14 protein-coding genes are annotated in these 16,432 nt (G+C 72.8%); 12 read left to right on the top strand and 2 right to left on the bottom strand.

Features of this window, described 5'->3' with window-relative positions; all coding sequences use genetic code 11:
• The first annotated feature begins 19 nt into the window (after positions 1–19).
• The 10 genes from pheS (at position 20) to GJR97_RS02380 (ending at position 11,857) form a co-directional block, all read left to right on the top strand.
• Positions 20–1,060: a phenylalanine--tRNA ligase subunit alpha gene (gene pheS, locus GJR97_RS02425; protein WP_324613046.1), complete on the top strand. Its 1,041-nt coding sequence runs from the start codon at positions 20–22 to the stop codon at positions 1,058–1,060.
• A gap of 3 nt (positions 1,061–1,063) precedes the next feature.
• Positions 1,064–3,589: a phenylalanine--tRNA ligase subunit beta gene (pheT, locus tag GJR97_RS02420; RefSeq protein WP_154344959.1), complete on the top strand. Its 2,526-nt coding sequence runs from the start codon at positions 1,064–1,066 to the stop codon at positions 3,587–3,589.
• 139 nt (positions 3,590–3,728) lie between these two features.
• Positions 3,729–4,142, top strand: coding sequence for a DUF1801 domain-containing protein (locus GJR97_RS02415; protein ID WP_154344958.1), 414 nt, complete (start codon positions 3,729–3,731; stop codon positions 4,140–4,142).
• A 253-nt stretch (positions 4,143–4,395) separates the two neighbouring features.
• Positions 4,396–5,439, top strand: coding sequence for an N-acetyl-gamma-glutamyl-phosphate reductase (gene argC, locus GJR97_RS02410; protein WP_154344957.1), 1,044 nt, complete (start codon positions 4,396–4,398; stop codon positions 5,437–5,439).
• Complete coding sequence (argJ, locus tag GJR97_RS02405; protein ID WP_324613045.1) at positions 5,436–6,593, top strand: bifunctional glutamate N-acetyltransferase/amino-acid acetyltransferase ArgJ; 1,158 nt, start codon at positions 5,436–5,438, stop codon at positions 6,591–6,593. The genes argC and argJ overlap by 4 nt, the downstream gene beginning before the upstream one ends.
• A gap of 17 nt (positions 6,594–6,610) precedes the next feature.
• Positions 6,611–7,570 carry an acetylglutamate kinase gene (gene argB / locus GJR97_RS02400; RefSeq protein WP_154344956.1) on the top strand — a complete coding sequence of 320 codons (960 nt, stop codon included), beginning with the start codon at positions 6,611–6,613 and terminating at the stop codon, positions 7,568–7,570.
• On the top strand, positions 7,567–8,766 hold the full coding sequence (locus tag GJR97_RS02395; RefSeq protein ID WP_324613044.1) for an acetylornithine transaminase: 1,200 nt from the start codon (positions 7,567–7,569) through the stop codon (positions 8,764–8,766). Before argB ends, GJR97_RS02395 begins: the two co-directional genes overlap by 4 nt.
• 60 nt (positions 8,767–8,826) lie before the next feature.
• On the top strand, positions 8,827–9,756 hold the full coding sequence (gene argF, locus GJR97_RS02390) for an ornithine carbamoyltransferase (RefSeq protein WP_154344955.1): 930 nt from the start codon (positions 8,827–8,829) through the stop codon (positions 9,754–9,756).
• A 2-nt stretch (positions 9,757–9,758) separates the two neighbouring features.
• Positions 9,759–11,192, top strand: coding sequence for an argininosuccinate lyase (argH, locus tag GJR97_RS02385; RefSeq protein ID WP_154344954.1), 1,434 nt, complete (start codon positions 9,759–9,761; stop codon positions 11,190–11,192).
• A gap of 14 nt (positions 11,193–11,206) precedes the next feature.
• Positions 11,207–11,857: a DNA-3-methyladenine glycosylase gene (locus GJR97_RS02380; RefSeq protein WP_229275937.1), complete on the top strand. Its 651-nt coding sequence runs from the start codon at positions 11,207–11,209 to the stop codon at positions 11,855–11,857.
• A 46-nt stretch (positions 11,858–11,903) separates the two neighbouring features.
• On the opposite strand, the gene GJR97_RS02375 is transcribed toward GJR97_RS02380, so the two are convergent.
• Both GJR97_RS02375 and GJR97_RS02370 read right to left on the bottom strand, forming a co-directional pair.
• The gene (locus GJR97_RS02375; RefSeq protein WP_324613043.1) at positions 11,904–12,500 is read right to left on the bottom strand and encodes a hypothetical protein; all 597 of its coding nucleotides are present in this window, start codon (positions 12,498–12,500) and stop codon (positions 11,904–11,906) included.
• A gap of 179 nt (positions 12,501–12,679) precedes the next feature.
• Positions 12,680–13,327 carry a DNA-binding protein gene (locus tag GJR97_RS02370; protein ID WP_154344953.1) on the bottom strand — a complete coding sequence of 216 codons (648 nt, stop codon included), beginning with the start codon at positions 13,325–13,327 and terminating at the stop codon, positions 12,680–12,682.
• Positions 13,328–13,452: 125 nt separating this feature from the next.
• Between GJR97_RS02370 and tyrS the strand changes: the two genes are divergently transcribed.
• Both tyrS and GJR97_RS02360 read left to right on the top strand, forming a co-directional pair.
• Positions 13,453–14,754 carry a tyrosine--tRNA ligase gene (gene tyrS, locus GJR97_RS02365; protein ID WP_324613042.1) on the top strand — a complete coding sequence of 434 codons (1,302 nt, stop codon included), beginning with the start codon at positions 13,453–13,455 and terminating at the stop codon, positions 14,752–14,754.
• Positions 14,755–14,760: 6 nt separating this feature from the next.
• Positions 14,761–16,125 (top strand): CoA transferase, encoded by a 1,365-nt coding sequence (locus GJR97_RS02360; RefSeq protein WP_154344951.1) that lies wholly within the window; start codon positions 14,761–14,763, stop codon positions 16,123–16,125.
• The last annotated feature ends 307 nt before the right edge of the window (positions 16,126–16,432 follow it).

Below are 16,432 nucleotides of genomic sequence, written 5' to 3'. Positions count from 1 at the left end.
CCGACTAGACTCGACTCTCGTGTCCGAGCCCCTCCAGATCACCGAACCGGCCGTCGCTGCCGCGGTCGACGCGGCCCTCGCCGCGATCGCCGCAGCCGCCGACTCCGCCGCGCTGAAGGCCGTCCGCAGCGAGCACACCGGCGAGAAGTCGACGCTCGCGCGGTTGAACGCCTCACTGCGCTCCGTCCCGAACGACCAGAAGGCCGCCCTCGGCAAGCTCGTCGGTTCCGCCCGCGGCCGGGTGAACCAGGCGTTCGCCTCTCGCGAGGCCGAGATCGTCGCCGCCGAGGCGGAGGCGCAGCTCGCCGCCGAGGCGGTGGACGTCACCGCGCTGCCGTCGCGATTCACGCCCGGCGCGCGGCATCCGCTCGCCCTGCTGCAGGACCGCGTGTGCGACGTCTTCACGGGCATGGGATGGGAGATCGCCGAGGGTCCCGAGGTCGAGAGCGAGTGGTTCAACTTCGACGCACTCAACTTCGACGCCGACCACCCGGCGCGCGCGATGCAGGACACGTTCTTCGTCGACCCGCCCGAGGCGCACCTCGTCATGCGCACGCACACGAGCCCCGTGCAGGTGCGCTCGATGCTCGAGCGCGAGGTCCCCATCTACGTGCTCGCGCCCGGCCGCGTGTACCGCACCGACGAGTTCGACGCCACGCACCTGCCGGTCTTCATGCAGTTCGAGGGCCTCGCCGTCGACAAGGGCCTGACGATGGCGCACCTGCGCGGCACGCTCGACCACTTCGTGAAGTCCATCTTCGGCGACGAGGCGAAGGTGCGTCTGCGCCCGAGCTTCTTCCCGTTCACGGAGCCGTCGGCCGAGCTCGACTTCTGGCACCCGACCTTCAAGGACGGCCCGCGCTGGATCGAGTGGGGCGGCTGCGGCATGGTGCACCCCAACGTGCTCCGCGCCGCGGGCATCGACCCCGAGGTCTACACCGGGTTCGCCTTCGGCATGGGCATCGAGCGCGGGCTCATGCTCCGCAACGACGTCCAGGACATGCGCGACATGGCCGAGGGCGACATCCGCTTCTCCCAGCAGTTCGGAATGGTGGTCTAGGACATGCGAGTGCCTCTCAGCTGGCTCGCCGAGTACGTCGATCTCCCGCCGGGCACGTCGCTCGACGACGTGCACGCCGCGCTCGTGCGCGTCGGGCTCGAGGAGGAGGACGTGCACACGTTCGACCTCCAGGGCCCGATCGTCGTTGGCGAGGTCCTCGAGTTCATCGAGGAGCCGCAGACCAACGGCAAGACCATCCGCTGGTGTCAGGTGCGCGTCGCGCCCGAGGGCGAGCGGGCCGCCGACGGCGGCGACGCCGTGCACGGCATCGTGTGCGGGGCCCGGAACTTCTTCGTCGGCGACAAGGTCGCGGTGACCCTCCCCGGGGCGGTGCTGCCCGGCCCGTTCCCGATCGCGGCTCGGAAGACCTACGGCCACGTCTCCGACGGCATGATCGCCTCGGCTCGCGAGCTCGGGCTCGGCGAGGACCACGACGGCATCCTGCGCCTGTCGACGCTCGGGATCGACGCGCCCGTCGGCACCGACGCGATCGCGCTGCTCGGACTCGACGACGCCGCCGTCGAGATCAACGTCACCCCTGACCGCGGGTACGCGTTCTCGATCCGCGGCGTGGCCCGGGAGTACGCCCACGCGACGGGCGCGGTGTACCGCGACCCCGCCGCGCAGGTGCCGGCGGCGGCGGCATCCGCCGACGCGTTCCCCGTCGAGGTCCGAGACGAGGCGCCGATCCGCGGCCGCGTCGGCGCGAGCGTGTTCGCGACGCGGATCGTGCGCGGCATCGACCCGACCCGGCCGACACCGGCGTGGATGGTCGCGCGGCTGAAGCTCGCCGGCATCCGCTCCCTCTCGCTCCCGGTCGACATCACCAACTACGTGATGCTCGAACTCGGCCAGCCGATCCACGGCTACGACCTGGATGCGCTGCAGGGCGGCATCGTCGTGCGGCGTGCCGCGCCCGGCGAGACCCTCGAGACGCTCGACGGCAAGGTGCGCTCCCTCCACGCCGAGGACCTGCTCATCACCGACGACCGGGGTGCGATCGGACTCGCGGGCGTCATGGGCGGCGCGTCGACCGAGATCGGCGACGCGACGACGAACGTGCTCATCGAGGCGGCGAACTTCGACCCCGTCTCGATCGCCAGGACCGCGCGCCGGCACAAGCTGCCCAGCGAGGCCTCCAAGCGCTTCGAACGGGGCGTCGACCCCGCCGTCGCGGGTGCGGCGGCCGCTCGTGTCGCGCAGCTCCTCGTGGACCTCGCGGGCGGCATCGCCGACGAGCGGGGCTCCCTCATCCACGAGGCACCCGCGCGTGAGGCGATCCACCTGCCGGACGGGTTCGTCACCGGCCTCATCGGCGTCGAGTACACCGCCGAGGAGGTGCACGACGCACTCGCCGAGGTCGGCGGTGTGGTGACGCGCGTGGACGGCGGCGTCGATGTCGTCCCGCCGTCGTGGCGTCCCGACCTCACGGCGAACGTCGACCTGGCGGAGGAGGTCGCGCGCCTGCTCGGCTACGACCGGATCCCGTCCGTGCTGCCCGTCGCCCCGCCCGGCCGCGGCCTCACCCGATCGCAGCGCGCGCGCCGCGGCGTCGCCGACGCGTTGGCCGCCGCAGGCGCGACCGAGGTGCTCGCGTTCCCCTTCGTGACCGCGGCCGAGAACGCCGTGTACGGCTCGGCCGACGGCGCGCCGGTCGCGAGCGTCAGGCTCGCGAACGCGCTCGACGCGACCGTGCCGTTCCTCCGCCGCTCGCTCATCCCGGGCCTCGTCGGGGTGGCGCGTCGCAACCTGTCGCGCGGGTTCACCGACCTCGACGTCTACGAGCTCGGCCTCGTGTTCCTGCCCCGGGCTGATCGCGCCTACGGCTCTGCTGAGCTGCCCATCGGCTGGGAGCGGCCGTCCGACGCCGTCCTCGCCGAGCTCAACGACGGCATCCCGGCACAGCCCCGGCACGTCGCGGTCCTGCTGACCGGCGACGTCCTGCCCAAGCAGCCGGGCCGGGCCGCCGAGCCCGCCGGCATCGCCGATGCGCTCGACGCGGTCCGGCGCATCGCGCACGCCGCGGGCGCGGAGGTCGAGTTCGCGCAGGGCGCCCACCAGGCGATGCACCCCGGCCGGACCGCGGAGGTCCGCGTCGGAGGGCGGCTCGTCGGCTACGCGGGCGAACTGCACCCGAGGCTCACCGCCGAGGCCGACCTGCCTCGCGTGGTCGCCGTCGCCGAGGTCGACCTCGACGCGATCATCGCGCTCGCGAGCGATTCCGTCGAGGCGCAGCCCATCGGCACCCTTCCCGCCGCGACGCAGGACCTCTCGCTCGTCGTCGCGGCCGAGGTGCCCGCCGCGGTCGTCGAGGCCGCCGTGCGCGAGGGTGCGGGGGAGTTGCTCGAGCACCTCCAGCTCGTCGACGACTACCGCGGGCAGGGTGTTCCCGAGGGGTCGAAGAGCCTGACGTTCGCGCTGCGCTTCCGGGCCGGCGACCGCACCCTCACCGCCGCCGAGGCGAGCGACGCGAAGCTCGCGGGGGCCGCGCTCGCAGCGGAGCGGACCGGTGCGGCGATCCGCGAGTAGCGGCATCCGCCGACTCCGACGTCACGAGGGCGCCCCGCCGGTCACCGGCGGGGCGCCCTCGTGCTTCGCGGGCGGGTCCGGCGCGTCGACCCGCGCATCGGACCCTCGCCGCGCCGTCCCGACGGCGGTACCGTTGACCATGGCCGAAGCGAAGACGGTTCCCACTGGGGCCTCGGTGTCGGAGTTCCTCGAGTCGGTCGAGCCCGCGGGTCGCCGCGAGGACGGCTTCGTGCTCCGCGAGCTCTTCGATCGCGTGACCGACACCGACGCCGTCATGTGGGGCCCGTCGATCGTCGGCTACGGCCTGCACCACTACCGGTACGACTCGGGTCACGAGGGCGACACGGCCGTCGTCGGATTCTCGCCCCGGAAGGCCTCGATCTCCCTGTACGGCCTGCAGACCCCGGGCGCCGACGAGCTCATCGATCGGCTGGGCAAGGTGAAGGTCGGGGCCGGATGCCTCTGGGTCGGCCGCCTCTCGACCGTCGATCTCTCCGTGCTCGAGGCGCTCGTCGACCGGGCATGGGTGCGCACGCGCGGCGACGACGTCTGATCGGCCTCGGATCGGGTCATCCGCCGGCCAGCGCCGTCACGCGATTTGCCCCGCACCCGCCCGGGCGGCTAGGGTCACCGCATGTCCACCGCCCGGCCCGCCCCGACCGCACGCGTCCTGCGTGCCGTCGTGCTGCGCGGCCGACGTCGGGGCGAGCGCCGAATCCAGGCGACTCCCGCGGCGGCCTGACCCTGCCGCCCTGGGCGTCGCCGGAGCCGTCATCCCCGATCGTTCAGCCCATAAGGTGGATTCCATGACGTTTACCGTCGCCGTCTCCGGCGCGTCCGGCTATGCGGGCGGGGAGCTGCTGCGCCTCCTCGCCGACCATCCCGAGTTCGACGTGAGGACCGTGACCGCGCACTCGAACGCCGGCCAGCCGCTCACCGCGGTCCAGCCGCACCTGCGCAGCTACACGCACCTCACCCTGAAGGAGACCTCGGCCGAGACCCTCTCCGGCCACGACGTCGTCTTCCTCGCCCTGCCGCACGGCGCGTCGGGTGCGATCGCGGCCGAACTGCCCGCCGAGACCCTCGTGATCGACTGCGGCGCCGACCACCGGCTCGAGGAGGCCGACGATTGGGCGGCGTTCTACGGAGGTGAGTTCCACGGCGCGTGGGAGTACGGCGTGCCCGAACTGCCTCGACTGTCGGGCACGCAGCGCACCAGGCTCGCGCGTACCCGGCGCATCGCCGCGCCCGGCTGCAACGCGTCGACGGTCGCGCTCTCGCTCGCACCCGGCATCCGAGCCGGTGTCATCGAGGACGCCGACCTCGTGTCGGTGCTCGCCGTCGGTCCGTCGGGGGCCGGGCGCGCGCTGAAGGCGCACCTCCTCGGGTCGGAGATCCTCGGCTCCGCGAATCCGTATGCCGTCGGCGGCACGCATCGCCACATCCCCGAGGTCCAGCAGGCACTGCGCTGGGCCGGTGCGGCCGCGCCGACGATCTCCTTCACGCCCGTGATCGTGCCGATGTCTCGCGGCATCCTCGCGACCTCGACCGCGAGGATCGTCCCGGGAACGGACGCCTCGGCGGTGCGGGCCGCCTGGGAGGACGCCTACGCGGCGGAGCGGTTCGTGCAGGTCCTGCCCGAGGGGCAGTTCCCGCGGACTGCCGACGTCCTCGGCGCGAACACGGCGCTCATCGGCCTCGCGGTCGACGAGGCCGCCGGCCGCGTCGTCGTCGTGACCGCCGTCGACAACCTCGTGAAGGGCACCGCCGGCGCCGCCATCCAATCCGCCAACATCGCACTCGGCCTCGCCGAGGCGACCGGCCTCCCCGTGAACGGAGTCGCACCGTGAGCGTGACCGCACCCCAGGGATTCGACGCCGCCGGCATCGCGGCCGGCATCAAGCGCTCCGGCGCCCTCGACCTCGCCGTCATCGTGAACCGCGGCCCGCTGCAGGCGGGCGCCGCCGTCTTCACGTCGAACCGGGCGAAGGCGAACCCGATCCTGTGGTCCGAGCAGGTCGTGCAGGACGGCACGGTCGCCGCGATCGTCCTGAACTCCGGTGGCGCGAACTGCTTCACCGGGCCCGAGGGGTTCCAGGTCACGCACCGTACGGCGGAGGCTGCGGCATCCGCGCTCGGCGTCTCGGCGGGCGACGTGGTGGTCTGCTCGACGGGCCTCATCGGCGACCAGCTCGACGGCGAGGTGCTCGAGGAGGGCGTGCTCTCGGCGACGAGCCGCCTCGCCGGCGACGAGGCCGCCGGCGCCGACGCGGCGCGCGCGATCATGACGACGGACTCGAGGCCGAAGGCGGTCGAGGTCGTCGTCGACGGATGGCGCATCGGCGGCATGGCGAAGGGCGCGGGCATGCTCGCGCCGGGCCTCGCGACCATGCTCGTCGTGCTCACGACCGACGCGGTCGTCGACGCGGCGGGCCTCGACGCGGCGCTCCGGTGGGCGACGCGCGTGACGTTCGACCGGCTCGACTCCGACGGCTGCATGTCGACGAACGACCAGGTCACGCTGCTCGCGTCCGGGGCCTCGGGCGTCGAGCCCGACCCCGAGACGTTCACCGAGGCGCTGACGACCGCGTGCCGCGACCTCGCCCTGCAGCTGCAGGCCGACGCCGAGGGCGCGAGCCACGACATCGCGATCGAGGTCCGCGGCGCCGTCACCGAGGACGACGCCGTCGAGGTGGGGCGCTCGATCGCCCGGAACAACCTCTTCAAGGCCGCGATCTTCGGCAACGACCCGAACTGGGGCCGCGTGCTCGCGGCGATCGGCACGACGTCGGCGCCGTTCGATCCCTACCTCGTCGACGTCACGATGAACGGCGTCCGCGTCTGCCACGCGGGCCGACCCGACCGCCCGCGCGAGGACGTGGACCTCACGCCGCGCGCGACGAGCGTGCTCGTCGAGCTGCACGCGGGAGAGGCATCCGCCACGATCTGGACCAACGACCTCACGCACGACTACGTGCACGAGAACAGCGCGTACTCGAGTTGAGCATGAGCGAGGAGCAGATGACGTCCGACCCAGGCGCGTCCGATACGACCGCGACCGGCGACGTGCGCGGTGACGCGGCGACGGCCGCGCGCAAGGCCGGGACCCTGATCGAGGCACTGCCGTGGTTGAAGCGGTTCCACGGCGAGACGATCGTGGTGAAGTTCGGCGGCAACGCCATGGTGAGCCCCGAGCTGCAGCGCGCCTTCGCGGAGGACATGGTGTACCTGCGCTACGCCGGCATCCGACCGGTCGTCGTGCACGGCGGCGGACCGCAGATCTCGTCGATGCTCGACCGCCTCGGCATCCCGAGCGAGTTCCGCGGCGGCTATCGCGTGACGACGCCCGAGACGATGGACGTCGTCCGGATGGTGCTGTCGGGGCAGGTGAACCGCGAGCTGGTGAGCCTCATCAACGAGCACGGGCCGCTCGCGGCCGGCCTCTCCGGGGAGGACGCGGGGTTGTTCCGCGGCCGCCGCCGCGGTGCGGTCGTCGACGGCGTCGAGGTCGACCTCGGGCTCGTCGGCGACGTCGTCGAGGTCGATCCGGAGGCCGTGCACGCGCAGGTCGACGCGGGCCGCATCCCGGTCGTGTCGTCGATCGCGCCCGACCTCGACCAGCCCGGGCAATCGCTCAACGTGAACGCCGACTCGGCCGCGGCGTCGCTCGCGGTCGCGCTGGGCGCGGCGAAGCTCGTCATCCTCACCGACGTCGCGGGGCTGTACCGCGACTGGCCCAACCGCGACTCGCTCGTCTCCGAGATCGACGTGCCCGAGCTCGAGGCGCTGCTGCCGTCGCTCGAGTCGGGCATGATCCCGAAGATGACGGCGTGCCTCGAGGCGGTCGAGGGCGGCGTGCCGAAGGCCGCGATCATCGACGGCCGGGTCCCGCACTCGATCCTGCTCGAGATCTTCACGCAGCAGGGCATCGGCACCGAGGTCGTCCGTGGCGTGACGGATGCCGCGGGGGTGACCCCGTGACGGACGCCGACGACTGGCGCGAGCACTACTCGCGTCGCATGATGAAGACGCTCGGGATGCCCCTCGCGAAGCTCGAGCGCGGTGAGGGCGCCTGGGTGCAGGACGAGGCGGGCACCTGGTACCTCGACTTCCTCGCCGGCATCGCGGTGAACTCCCTCGGCCACGCGCACCCCGTGTTCGTCGAGGCCGTGTCGCAGCAGGCGGCGAAGCTCGCGCACGTGTCGAACTACTTCGCGACCGAGCCGGCGCTCGCGCTCGCCGATCGGCTCACGCGCCTCTCCGGGGCGGGCGAGTCCGGCCGCGTGTGGTTCGGCAACTCCGGTGCCGAGGCGAACGAGGCCGCGTTCAAGCTCGCACGACTCAACAACTCGGGCGGTGCCCGCACGCGGGTCCTCGCCCTGGTCGACGCCTTCCACGGGCGGACGATGGGGTCGCTCGCGCTGACCGGCAAGCCCGCGATGCGCGACGCGTTCGAGCCGCTCCCGGGCGGCGTCACGCACATCCCCTCGACGATCGAGGCGCTCGAGGCCGAACTCGACGAGTCCGTCGCGGCACTGGTCCTCGAACCCATCAAGGGCGAGGCGGGTGTGCTCGAACTGCCCGACGGCTACCTGCAGGCCGCGCGCGATCTCACGCGCCGGCACGGCGCGCTCCTCATCATCGACGAGGTGCAGACCGGCGCAGGCCGCACGGGTGAGTGGTTCGCCTTCCAGCACGCCGGGATCCTGCCCGACGCCATCACGGTCGCGAAGGGCATGGGCGGGGGAATCCCGATCGGCGGACTCGTGACGTTCGGCCATGCGTCCGACCTGTTCTCACGAGGCCAGCACGGCTCCACCTACGGCGGCAATCCGCTCTCCACGGCCGTCGCGAACGCCGTGCTCTCCGAGATCGAGCGCGCCGGTCTCGTCGAGAACGCCGCGCGCCGCGGTGCCGAGCTCCGGGAGCGCGTGCTCGGCCTCGGCTCGCCGCTCGTCGCGGGAATGCGCGGCCGCGGGCTGCTCGCGGGCGTCGCGCTCACCGAACCGGTCGCATCCGAGCTCTCCGGCGCGGCGATGCGGGCCGGCCTCATCGTCAACGCCGCGAACGACTCGACCATCCGGATCGCACCGCCGCTCATCATCGGCGACGCCGAGCTCGACGAGTTCGCCGTGCGCTTCGGCCGAGCACTCGACGCCGTCGCCGCGGCGCGCTGACCCCGACGTCCCAGACCACCCGAAGACCACCCCGCTCGCCACGTGCAGAACGGAGCATCCATGACCCGCCACTTCCTCCGCGACGACGACATCACGCCCGCGGAGCAGTCCGAGATCCTCGACCTCGCGGTGCGCCTCAAGGCCGACCGCTGGGCGGAGACGCCGCTCGCCGGCCCGCAGACCGTCGCCGTCATCTTCGACAAGTCCTCGACGCGCACGCGCGTGTCGTTCGCCGTCGGCATCGCCGACCTCGGCGGCTCGCCGCTCATCATCTCGACCGCGAACAGCCAGCTCGGCGGCAAGGAGACGCCGTCCGACACGGCGCGTGTGCTCGAGCGGATGGTGTCCGCCATCGTCTGGCGCACCTACGCGCAGTCCGGCCTCGACGAGATGGCCGAGGGCACCACGGTCCCGGTCGTGAACGCGCTGTCCGACGACTTCCACCCGTGCCAGCTGCTCGCCGACCTGCTCACCATCCGCGAGCACAAGGGCGAGCTCGCCGGGCTCACGGTGGCCTTCCTCGGTGACGGCGCGTCGAACATGGCCCAGTCGTACGTGCTCGCGGGCGCGACGGCGGGCATGCACGTGCGCGTCGCGTCGCCCGAGGAGTTCGCGCCCGCGGCATCCGTCGTCGCCGACGCCGACCGCATCGCCGCCGTCACCGGCGGATCGGTCGTGCTGCACACCGACGCCGCCGAGGCGGCGGCCGGCGCCGACGTGATCGTCACCGACACCTGGGTGTCGATGGGCAAGGAGGACGAGAAGGCGCACCGGGTCGCGACGTTCGGGGCCTACACGGTCGACGCCGAGCTGATGTCGCTCGCGAAGCCCGACGCCGTCTTCATGCACTGCCTGCCCGCCGACCGCGGCTACGAGGTGAGCGCCGACGTCATCGACGGCCCGCAGTCGATCATCTGGGACGAGGCGGAGAACCGGCTGCACGCGCAGAAGGCGCTGCTCGTCTGGCTCCTCGCCGGGAAGGACGCGTGAGCATGTCGGAGCAGCACGGCACCAACGAGGGCTCCCTCTGGGGCGCCCGGTTCGCGGGCGGACCGTCGCCCGAGCTGCAGCGCCTGTCGAAGTCGACGCACTTCGACTGGCAGCTCGCCCACTACGACCTCGCCGGGTCGCGCGCGCACGCCCGCGCGCTCGCCGCGGCGGGGTACCTCGAGGCCGACGAACTCGAGCGGATGGTCGCGGGCCTCGACGCGCTCGAGCAGCGGGTGGTCGACGGGGAGCTCGTCGCTGCCGACTCCGACGAGGACGTGCACGGCGCGCTCGAGGCCGCCCTCATCTCCGAGGTCGGACCCGAACTCGGCGGCAAGCTGCGCGCGGGTCGCAGTCGCAACGACCAGATCGCCACGCTCGTGCGCCTCTACCTGAAGGACCACGCCGTCACGATCGGGCGCATGCTCGTCCACCTCATCGACGCGCTCTCCGCGCAGGCCGACGCGCACCGCACCGCGATCATGCCCGGGCGCACGCACCTGCAGCACGCGCAGCCCGTGCTGCTCGCGCACCACCTGCTCGCGCACGGCTGGGCGCTCTCGCGCGATCTCGAGCGGCTGGTCGACTGGATGAAGCGGGCGGACGTCTCGCCGTACGGCGGCGGCGCGCTCGCCGGCTCGACGCTCGGGCTCGACGCGGCATCCGTCGCCCGCGACCTCGGGCTCGCGAGCCCGGCCGAGAACTCGATCGACGGCACCGCGAGTCGCGATGTCGTCGCTGAGTTCGCGTTCGTCGCCGCGATGATCGGCATCGACCTCTCGCGCATCTCGGAGGAGGTCATCCTCTGGAACACGCGCGAGTTCGGCTTCGTCACGCTCGACGACGCCTACTCGACGGGGTCGTCGATCATGCCGCAGAAGAAGAACCCCGACATCGCCGAGCTCGCGCGCGGCAAGTCGGGTCGGCTCGTCGGCAACCTCACGGGGCTGCTGGCGACGCTCAAGGCGCTGCCCCTCGCGTACAACCGCGACCTCCAGGAGGACAAGGAGCCCGTCTTCGACTCGGTCGAGACGCTCGAGGTGCTCCTCCCCGCCTTCACGGGGATGATCGCGACCCTGACGTTCCACACCGACCGCATGGCCGAGCTCGCGCCGGCGGGCTTCTCGCTCGCGACGGACGTCGCCGAGTGGCTCGTGAAGCGGCGGGTGCCGTTCCGCGACGCGCATGAGATCACCGGTTCGCTCGTGCGATACGCCGAGACGCACGGGCTCGACCTGCATGACGTCGACGACGAGGCGCTCGCGTCGATCTCGGCGCACCTCGTCCCCGAGGTGCGCGAGGTGCTGACCATCGAGGGTTCGGTCGCGAGCCGTGACGGCATCGGCGGTACCGCGCCGGCGCGCGTCGACGGCCAGTTCGCGTCGCTCGCCGACCGGGTGCGGCACCTCGTGTCGGTCCTCCCCGGCGGGGACGACTGAGCCGCGATCCGGCGATGGGCGCGGGCGAGCGGATGCCGCGACCGGCGTCGCACGTCGAGCTCGTGCGACCGGATCGCGCGTGGTTCCGGCGCGACCCCGTCGAGCTCGCGCCGCTGCTCCTCGGCGCGGTGCTCGCCTACGACTCCGAGGCGGGGCGCGTCGCCGTCCGCCTCTCCGAGGTCGAGGCCTACCGTGGGGTCGGCGTCGATCCGGGGTCGCACGCGTTCCGCGGGCGGACCCCCCGCAATGCCGTGATGTTCGGCGACGGCGGGCATCTCTACGCGTACTTCACCTACGGCATGCACGTGTGCCTCAACGTCGTGGCCGGTGCCCCGGGCACGTCGGCGGGCATCCTCCTGCGCGGGGGGACCGTCGCGGACGGACTCGACCTGGCGCGGTCGCGGCGCTCGCGCTCCACGGACCGCGACCTCGCGCGTGGACCGGCGCGCCTCGCGCAGGCGCTCGGCGTGCCGCTCGCGGCGAACGGCTCGGATCTGCTGGCGCCGCCGTTCTCGCTCGAGGTCCGTGTCGGCCCGCTCGCGCATGCGACCGGCCCGCGCACCGGCATCAGCGGCGCGGGCGGCGCCGCGTCGTACCCGTGGCGGTTCTGGCTGCCGGGGGATCCGGGCGTCTCGGTCTACCGGCGGCATCCGAAGTCGCACTGACCCGGCAGCCGCCCGGATGGCGGCGGCCGTGCCCCCGCCGCGCCGCTCAGCGGATCGCGAGGTGCACGGCGAGGGCTGCGGCGCACGCCCAGATGAGGCTGGCGAACGTGCCGATGATGAAGCGCTCCCGCGCCTCGGGCGCCTCGAGTTCGGTGAACCGCCCCACGCCCTTGACCGCCACGACGATCGCGAGCCCTTCGGGGAAGCCCGCGATGATGGTGCCCGCCGAGGCCAGCCGTTCGAGCACGCCGATCGTGAGGCCGCCGCGAAGGACCTCGCGCCGGGCCGGCGCGATGCCGGGCCGGGCCGGCTCGTCCGATCGAACCGCGACGAGGATGCCGCCGTGCGCGCCGGGCGGCGTGCTCGAGCCCATCGCGAGCTGCAGCGCGGTCGCCGCGGCGGGGCTGCCGCCGAAGACCGCGACGACCATGCCGAGCAGGCCCACGAGCGGCGCGGCGACCATGGGCACGTCGTCGGGCACGGTCGAGGCCGCGACGATCGCGAGTGCGAGTGCGCCGGCCGCCGGCCAGAGGTGGATGGGCCTGGGGCGGAGGTAGGCCAGGACGGAGAGCACCGCCGACGCGCCGAGCGCGACGACGATCACCGCCCATCCGATGGCCGACATCGCACCGACGACGTTCACGGGTCCTCCGCTCTCCCGGATCCGGGGCCGGGTTCGGGTCCGGGCGTTCGGGTCCCGGTCGGGGTCGAGCATATCGACGGCCTCGGTCACCGCCGAGGACCGCACCGCGAGTCCGCGCTCGCCGCCTCGATGGTCGTGACGTCCGAACCCTTCAGGGTCGATGACGTCCGTCGGAGCCCTCAGGCATCCGGCTCCTCGTCCGGTGCCTCGCTCGCCTCCGCATCGCGGTCTCCGAGCGAGGCGATCAGCCGGACGACGGCCGGGCGCGCATCGTCGTCGGCGGACCACATGGCGGTCCGGAGGCGCTGGCTGACCGCGGCATCCGAGATCCCGAGCAGCTCGGCCGCGTGCTTCTGGGACCGACCCGAACGCACGAGGTCGACCGCCTCCCAGCCCTGCGGGGTCCGACGGTCGCGGAGGAGCAGGAGCAGTCGGACGATCGCCTCGACCTCGTTCGCCGGGAGCAACCCCCTCTCGTCGCCGTCCGTCCGGAGCGCGAAGCGCGCCTCTGCGCGCTTCGCGGCCTCGACCGCTTCGCGCGCCGCGAAGAACGCGCCGCCGGTCGCCTTGCGGACGGCGTCGGGGAGCGGCTCGCGCACGTCGCCGATTCCGAGTCCGATGCTCCAGTGCCCGTCGCGCGCGAGGTGCAGCACGAGGTCGGCGGCGGCCTCGGCCTCGCCGGTGAGCGCCTGCAGCTCGTCGCCGGCGGTCTGGTCGACGGGCAGGTCCAGGCGGTCGCCGAAGCGCTCCTGGAGCTCCTGCTGCATCGCGGCCGAGCGGTCGACGTCCGCGCGGCTGCCGACCTGGTCGGCGGTGACGACGTACATCGGCGCCCTCCGTCTCAAGTGTGGAGCCTTGACTGGCTGGCATTAAGTATAGAGACTTCAAGCGGCATGATCAAGCCTCTCGACTTCACCGGGTGCAGGGCTTCGCCGCTGCTACCCTTGCAGTCGTGTCCGACCCCGCGATCCTCGCCACGCAGCAGAACGACCCCTCGTTCGACGACGTCTGGGAGGAGCTCCGCTGGCGCGGACTCGTCCACGTCTCGACCGACGAGGCGGCACTCAAGCGACTCCTCGCAGGCGAGCCGATCACCTACTACTGCGGCTTCGACCCGACCGCGCCGAGCCTGCACCTGGGGAACCTGGTCCAGATCCTCACGCTCCGCCGCCTGCAGCTCGCCGGTCACAAGCCGCTCGGCCTCGTCGGCGGCTCCACCGGCCTCATCGGCGATCCTCGCCCGACGGCCGAGCGCACGCTGAACACGAAGGAGACGGTCGCCGAATGGGTCGGCCGGCTCGACGAGCAGGTGCGACGCTTCCTCTCCGCAGAGGGCGAGAACGCCGTACGGATGGTCAACAACCTCGACTGGACCGCCGGGCTCTCCGCGATCGACTTCCTCCGCGACATCGGCAAGCACTACCGCGTCGGGACGATGCTCAAGAAGGACGCGGTCGCCTCGCGCCTCAACTCCGACGCCGGGATCAGCTACACCGAGTTCAGCTACCAGATCCTCCAGGGCTTCGACTACCTCGAGCTCTACCGCCAGTACGGCTGCGTCCTGCAGACCGGCGGCAGCGACCAGTGGGGCAACCTGACGAGCGGCACCGACCTCATCCACCGCGTGGAGGGCGTGCACGTGCACGCGATCGGCACGCCGCTGATCACCAACTCCGACGGCACGAAGTTCGGCAAGAGCGAGGGCAACGCGATCTGGCTGGACGCCGACATGTGCAGCCCGTACCGCTTCTACCAGTTCTGGCTCAACACCGACGACTCCGACGTGATCGACCGTCTCAAGGTCTTCACGTTCCTCAGTCGCGACCGCATCGAGGAACTGGCCGAGAAGGTCGCCACCGAGCCCTTCCGGCGCGAGGCGCAGCGAGTGCTCGCGCACGAGGTCACGACCCTGGTGCACGGTGCCGATGCCACGGCCTCCGTCGTCGCCGCCTCGCAGGCGCTGTTCGGGCAGGGCGACCTCGCCGGCCTCGACCGCGGCACGCTCGAGGCCGCGCTCCGCGAGCTGCCCCACACCGAGACCGGGGCGGATGCCACGGTCGTGCAGGTGCTCGTCGACACCGGACTCGTCGCGAGCCTCAGCGAGGGTCGCCGGGCGATCGCCCAGGGCGGAGTCTCGATCGACAACGTGCGCGTCGAGGACGACGCGGCGCTCATCGGCGGCCGCGTCGACGCAGGCGGCATGGCCGTCCTCCGTCGCGGCAAGAAGACGCTCGCGGGCGTGTTCGTCCGGTAGGCGCCCATGACTCGCGAGGCGGCTGATCGGCTCCTCGCACGAGTCCGCGCGGAGCTCGGGCTCGATCCCGCCGCGTTCGCGACGCTCGCGCCGCTGCCCGACGTGCCGCTGCCCGCGCGCCTCGACGTGTCCGCGTTGGCCGCGGCATCCGTCGCCGCTGCGAGCGTCGCCGCGTGGTCGGAGGATGCCGCCCCCGGATCCATCCGCCTCGACGGAGCCCGCATCGCGACGGCCTTCCAGAGCGAGCGCGTCGCCCGATTCGACGGCGAGGCGCCCCGGGTGTGGTCGCCGCTCTCCGGGTTCCGGCGAGCACGCGACGGCTGGGTGCGCACGCACGGCAACTACCCGCATCACGCCCGCGCGCTGCAGCGGGTGCTCGCGCTCGACGGCGGGGCCGACGACGCGGCGATCGGGGCCGCCGTCGCCCGGTGGTCGGCCGTCGAGCTCGCCGACGCGGTGACCAGGGAGGGCGGCATGTGCGTCGCCGTCGCGGGCGAGGATCCGCGCGTGGACGACGAGCTCAGGCGGCATCCGCTCGTCGACGTGGTCCGGCTCGGCGAGGCCGAGGCATCCGGTGTGCTCGCGGTCGATGCGGAGCGGCCGCTCGCGGGCGCCCGCGTGCTCGACCTCACGCGCGTGATCGCCGGGCCCGTCGCCACGCGCACCCTCGCACTGCTCGGCGCCGACGTGCTGCGCATCGATCCGCCGGTGCCGGCCGAGCTCGGCTGGCAGCATCTCGACAGCGGACCGGGCAAGCGGTCGGCGCTGCTCGACCTCCGCACCGAGGGCGGCGCCGCGCGGTTCGACGAACTGCTCGCGGGCGCCGATGCGATCGTCCTCGGCTACCGGCCGGCGTCGCTCGCGCGCCTCGGCCTCGATCCGGAGAGCCTCGCCGCCCGACGTCCGGGCCTGGTCGTCGGGCAACTCGCCGCCTGGGGGTTCGGCGGAACGACGGGGGAGCGGGGCGGATTCGACAGCCTCGTCCAGGCGTCCTCGGGCATCGCGCTCGTCGAGGGCGGGCCGGACGCGCCCGGCGCGCTGCCGGCCCAGGCGCTCGATCACGCGACGGGTTACCTCATCGCCGCGGCGATGGTCGCGCTGCTCCGGCGGCGCTCGACCGTCGGCGGCTCCTGGCTCGCACGCATGTCGCTGCGCCGCACGGCCGCGGAGCTGCTCGGCCTGCCGCGACGTGCCGAAGCGGACGGGGTCGGGCTCGACGATGCGACCCGCGAGTCGCACGCCGTGACCCTGTCCGGGCCCGCGGGGGAGCAGCGCATCGCCCGCCCTGCCATCGCCGCCCCGCGACGTGCCGTGGAGTGGCCGTCGGCGCCGCATGAGTGGGGCTCGGACCGGCCGTCCTGGGCGGGATGAGGCGCGACACGCCCGGGATGCGAGGCCGAGTTGCGGCACCTCGCTGATCTCCGTAAAGTATTCATTCGTTGCCCCACAGGAGCGAGTGAAGCGAGAAGCTTCGCCTCCTCAAGCGGCACGATCCCGAACCCCTGATCCTCACCGAGGATCCCGGGTTCGAAGCGTCCGAACCGGTCCCTCGGGATCGCCGGATGAATGACGAACATCGCTTCGGATGATCGGCTCGCGTGCGGGTCCGTGAAACCGGGTGCGTCCGTTCCTTGAGAACTCAACAGCGTGCACTATGTTCAATGCCAATTTATTTGAA

Origin of the sequence: Agromyces kandeliae (genome assembly GCF_009674665.1) — a bacterium.
GTDB classification, from domain to species: domain Bacteria; phylum Actinomycetota; class Actinomycetes; order Actinomycetales; family Microbacteriaceae; genus Agromyces; species Agromyces kandeliae.
Note: the sequence above shows the minus strand (reverse complement) of the source record. Positions and strands in the feature narration are given on the sequence as shown.

Coding starts and splice junctions, on each gene's coding strand:
- pheT (WP_154344959.1), top strand. CDS start 1,064: ATGCGAGTGCCTCTCAGCTGGCTCGCCGAGTACGTCGATCTCCCGCCG.
- GJR97_RS02415 (WP_154344958.1), top strand. CDS start 3,729: ATGGCCGAAGCGAAGACGGTTCCCACTGGGGCCTCGGTGTCGGAGTTC.
- argC (WP_154344957.1), top strand. CDS start 4,396: ATGACGTTTACCGTCGCCGTCTCCGGCGCGTCCGGCTATGCGGGCGGG.
- argB (WP_154344956.1), top strand. CDS start 6,611: ATGACGTCCGACCCAGGCGCGTCCGATACGACCGCGACCGGCGACGTG.
- argF (WP_154344955.1), top strand. CDS start 8,827: ATGACCCGCCACTTCCTCCGCGACGACGACATCACGCCCGCGGAGCAG.
- argH (WP_154344954.1), top strand. CDS start 9,759: ATGTCGGAGCAGCACGGCACCAACGAGGGCTCCCTCTGGGGCGCCCGG.
- GJR97_RS02380 (WP_229275937.1), top strand. CDS start 11,207: ATGGGCGCGGGCGAGCGGATGCCGCGACCGGCGTCGCACGTCGAGCTC.
- GJR97_RS02370 (WP_154344953.1), bottom strand. CDS start 13,327: ATGTACGTCGTCACCGCCGACCAGGTCGGCAGCCGCGCGGACGTCGAC.
- GJR97_RS02360 (WP_154344951.1), top strand. CDS start 14,761: ATGACTCGCGAGGCGGCTGATCGGCTCCTCGCACGAGTCCGCGCGGAG.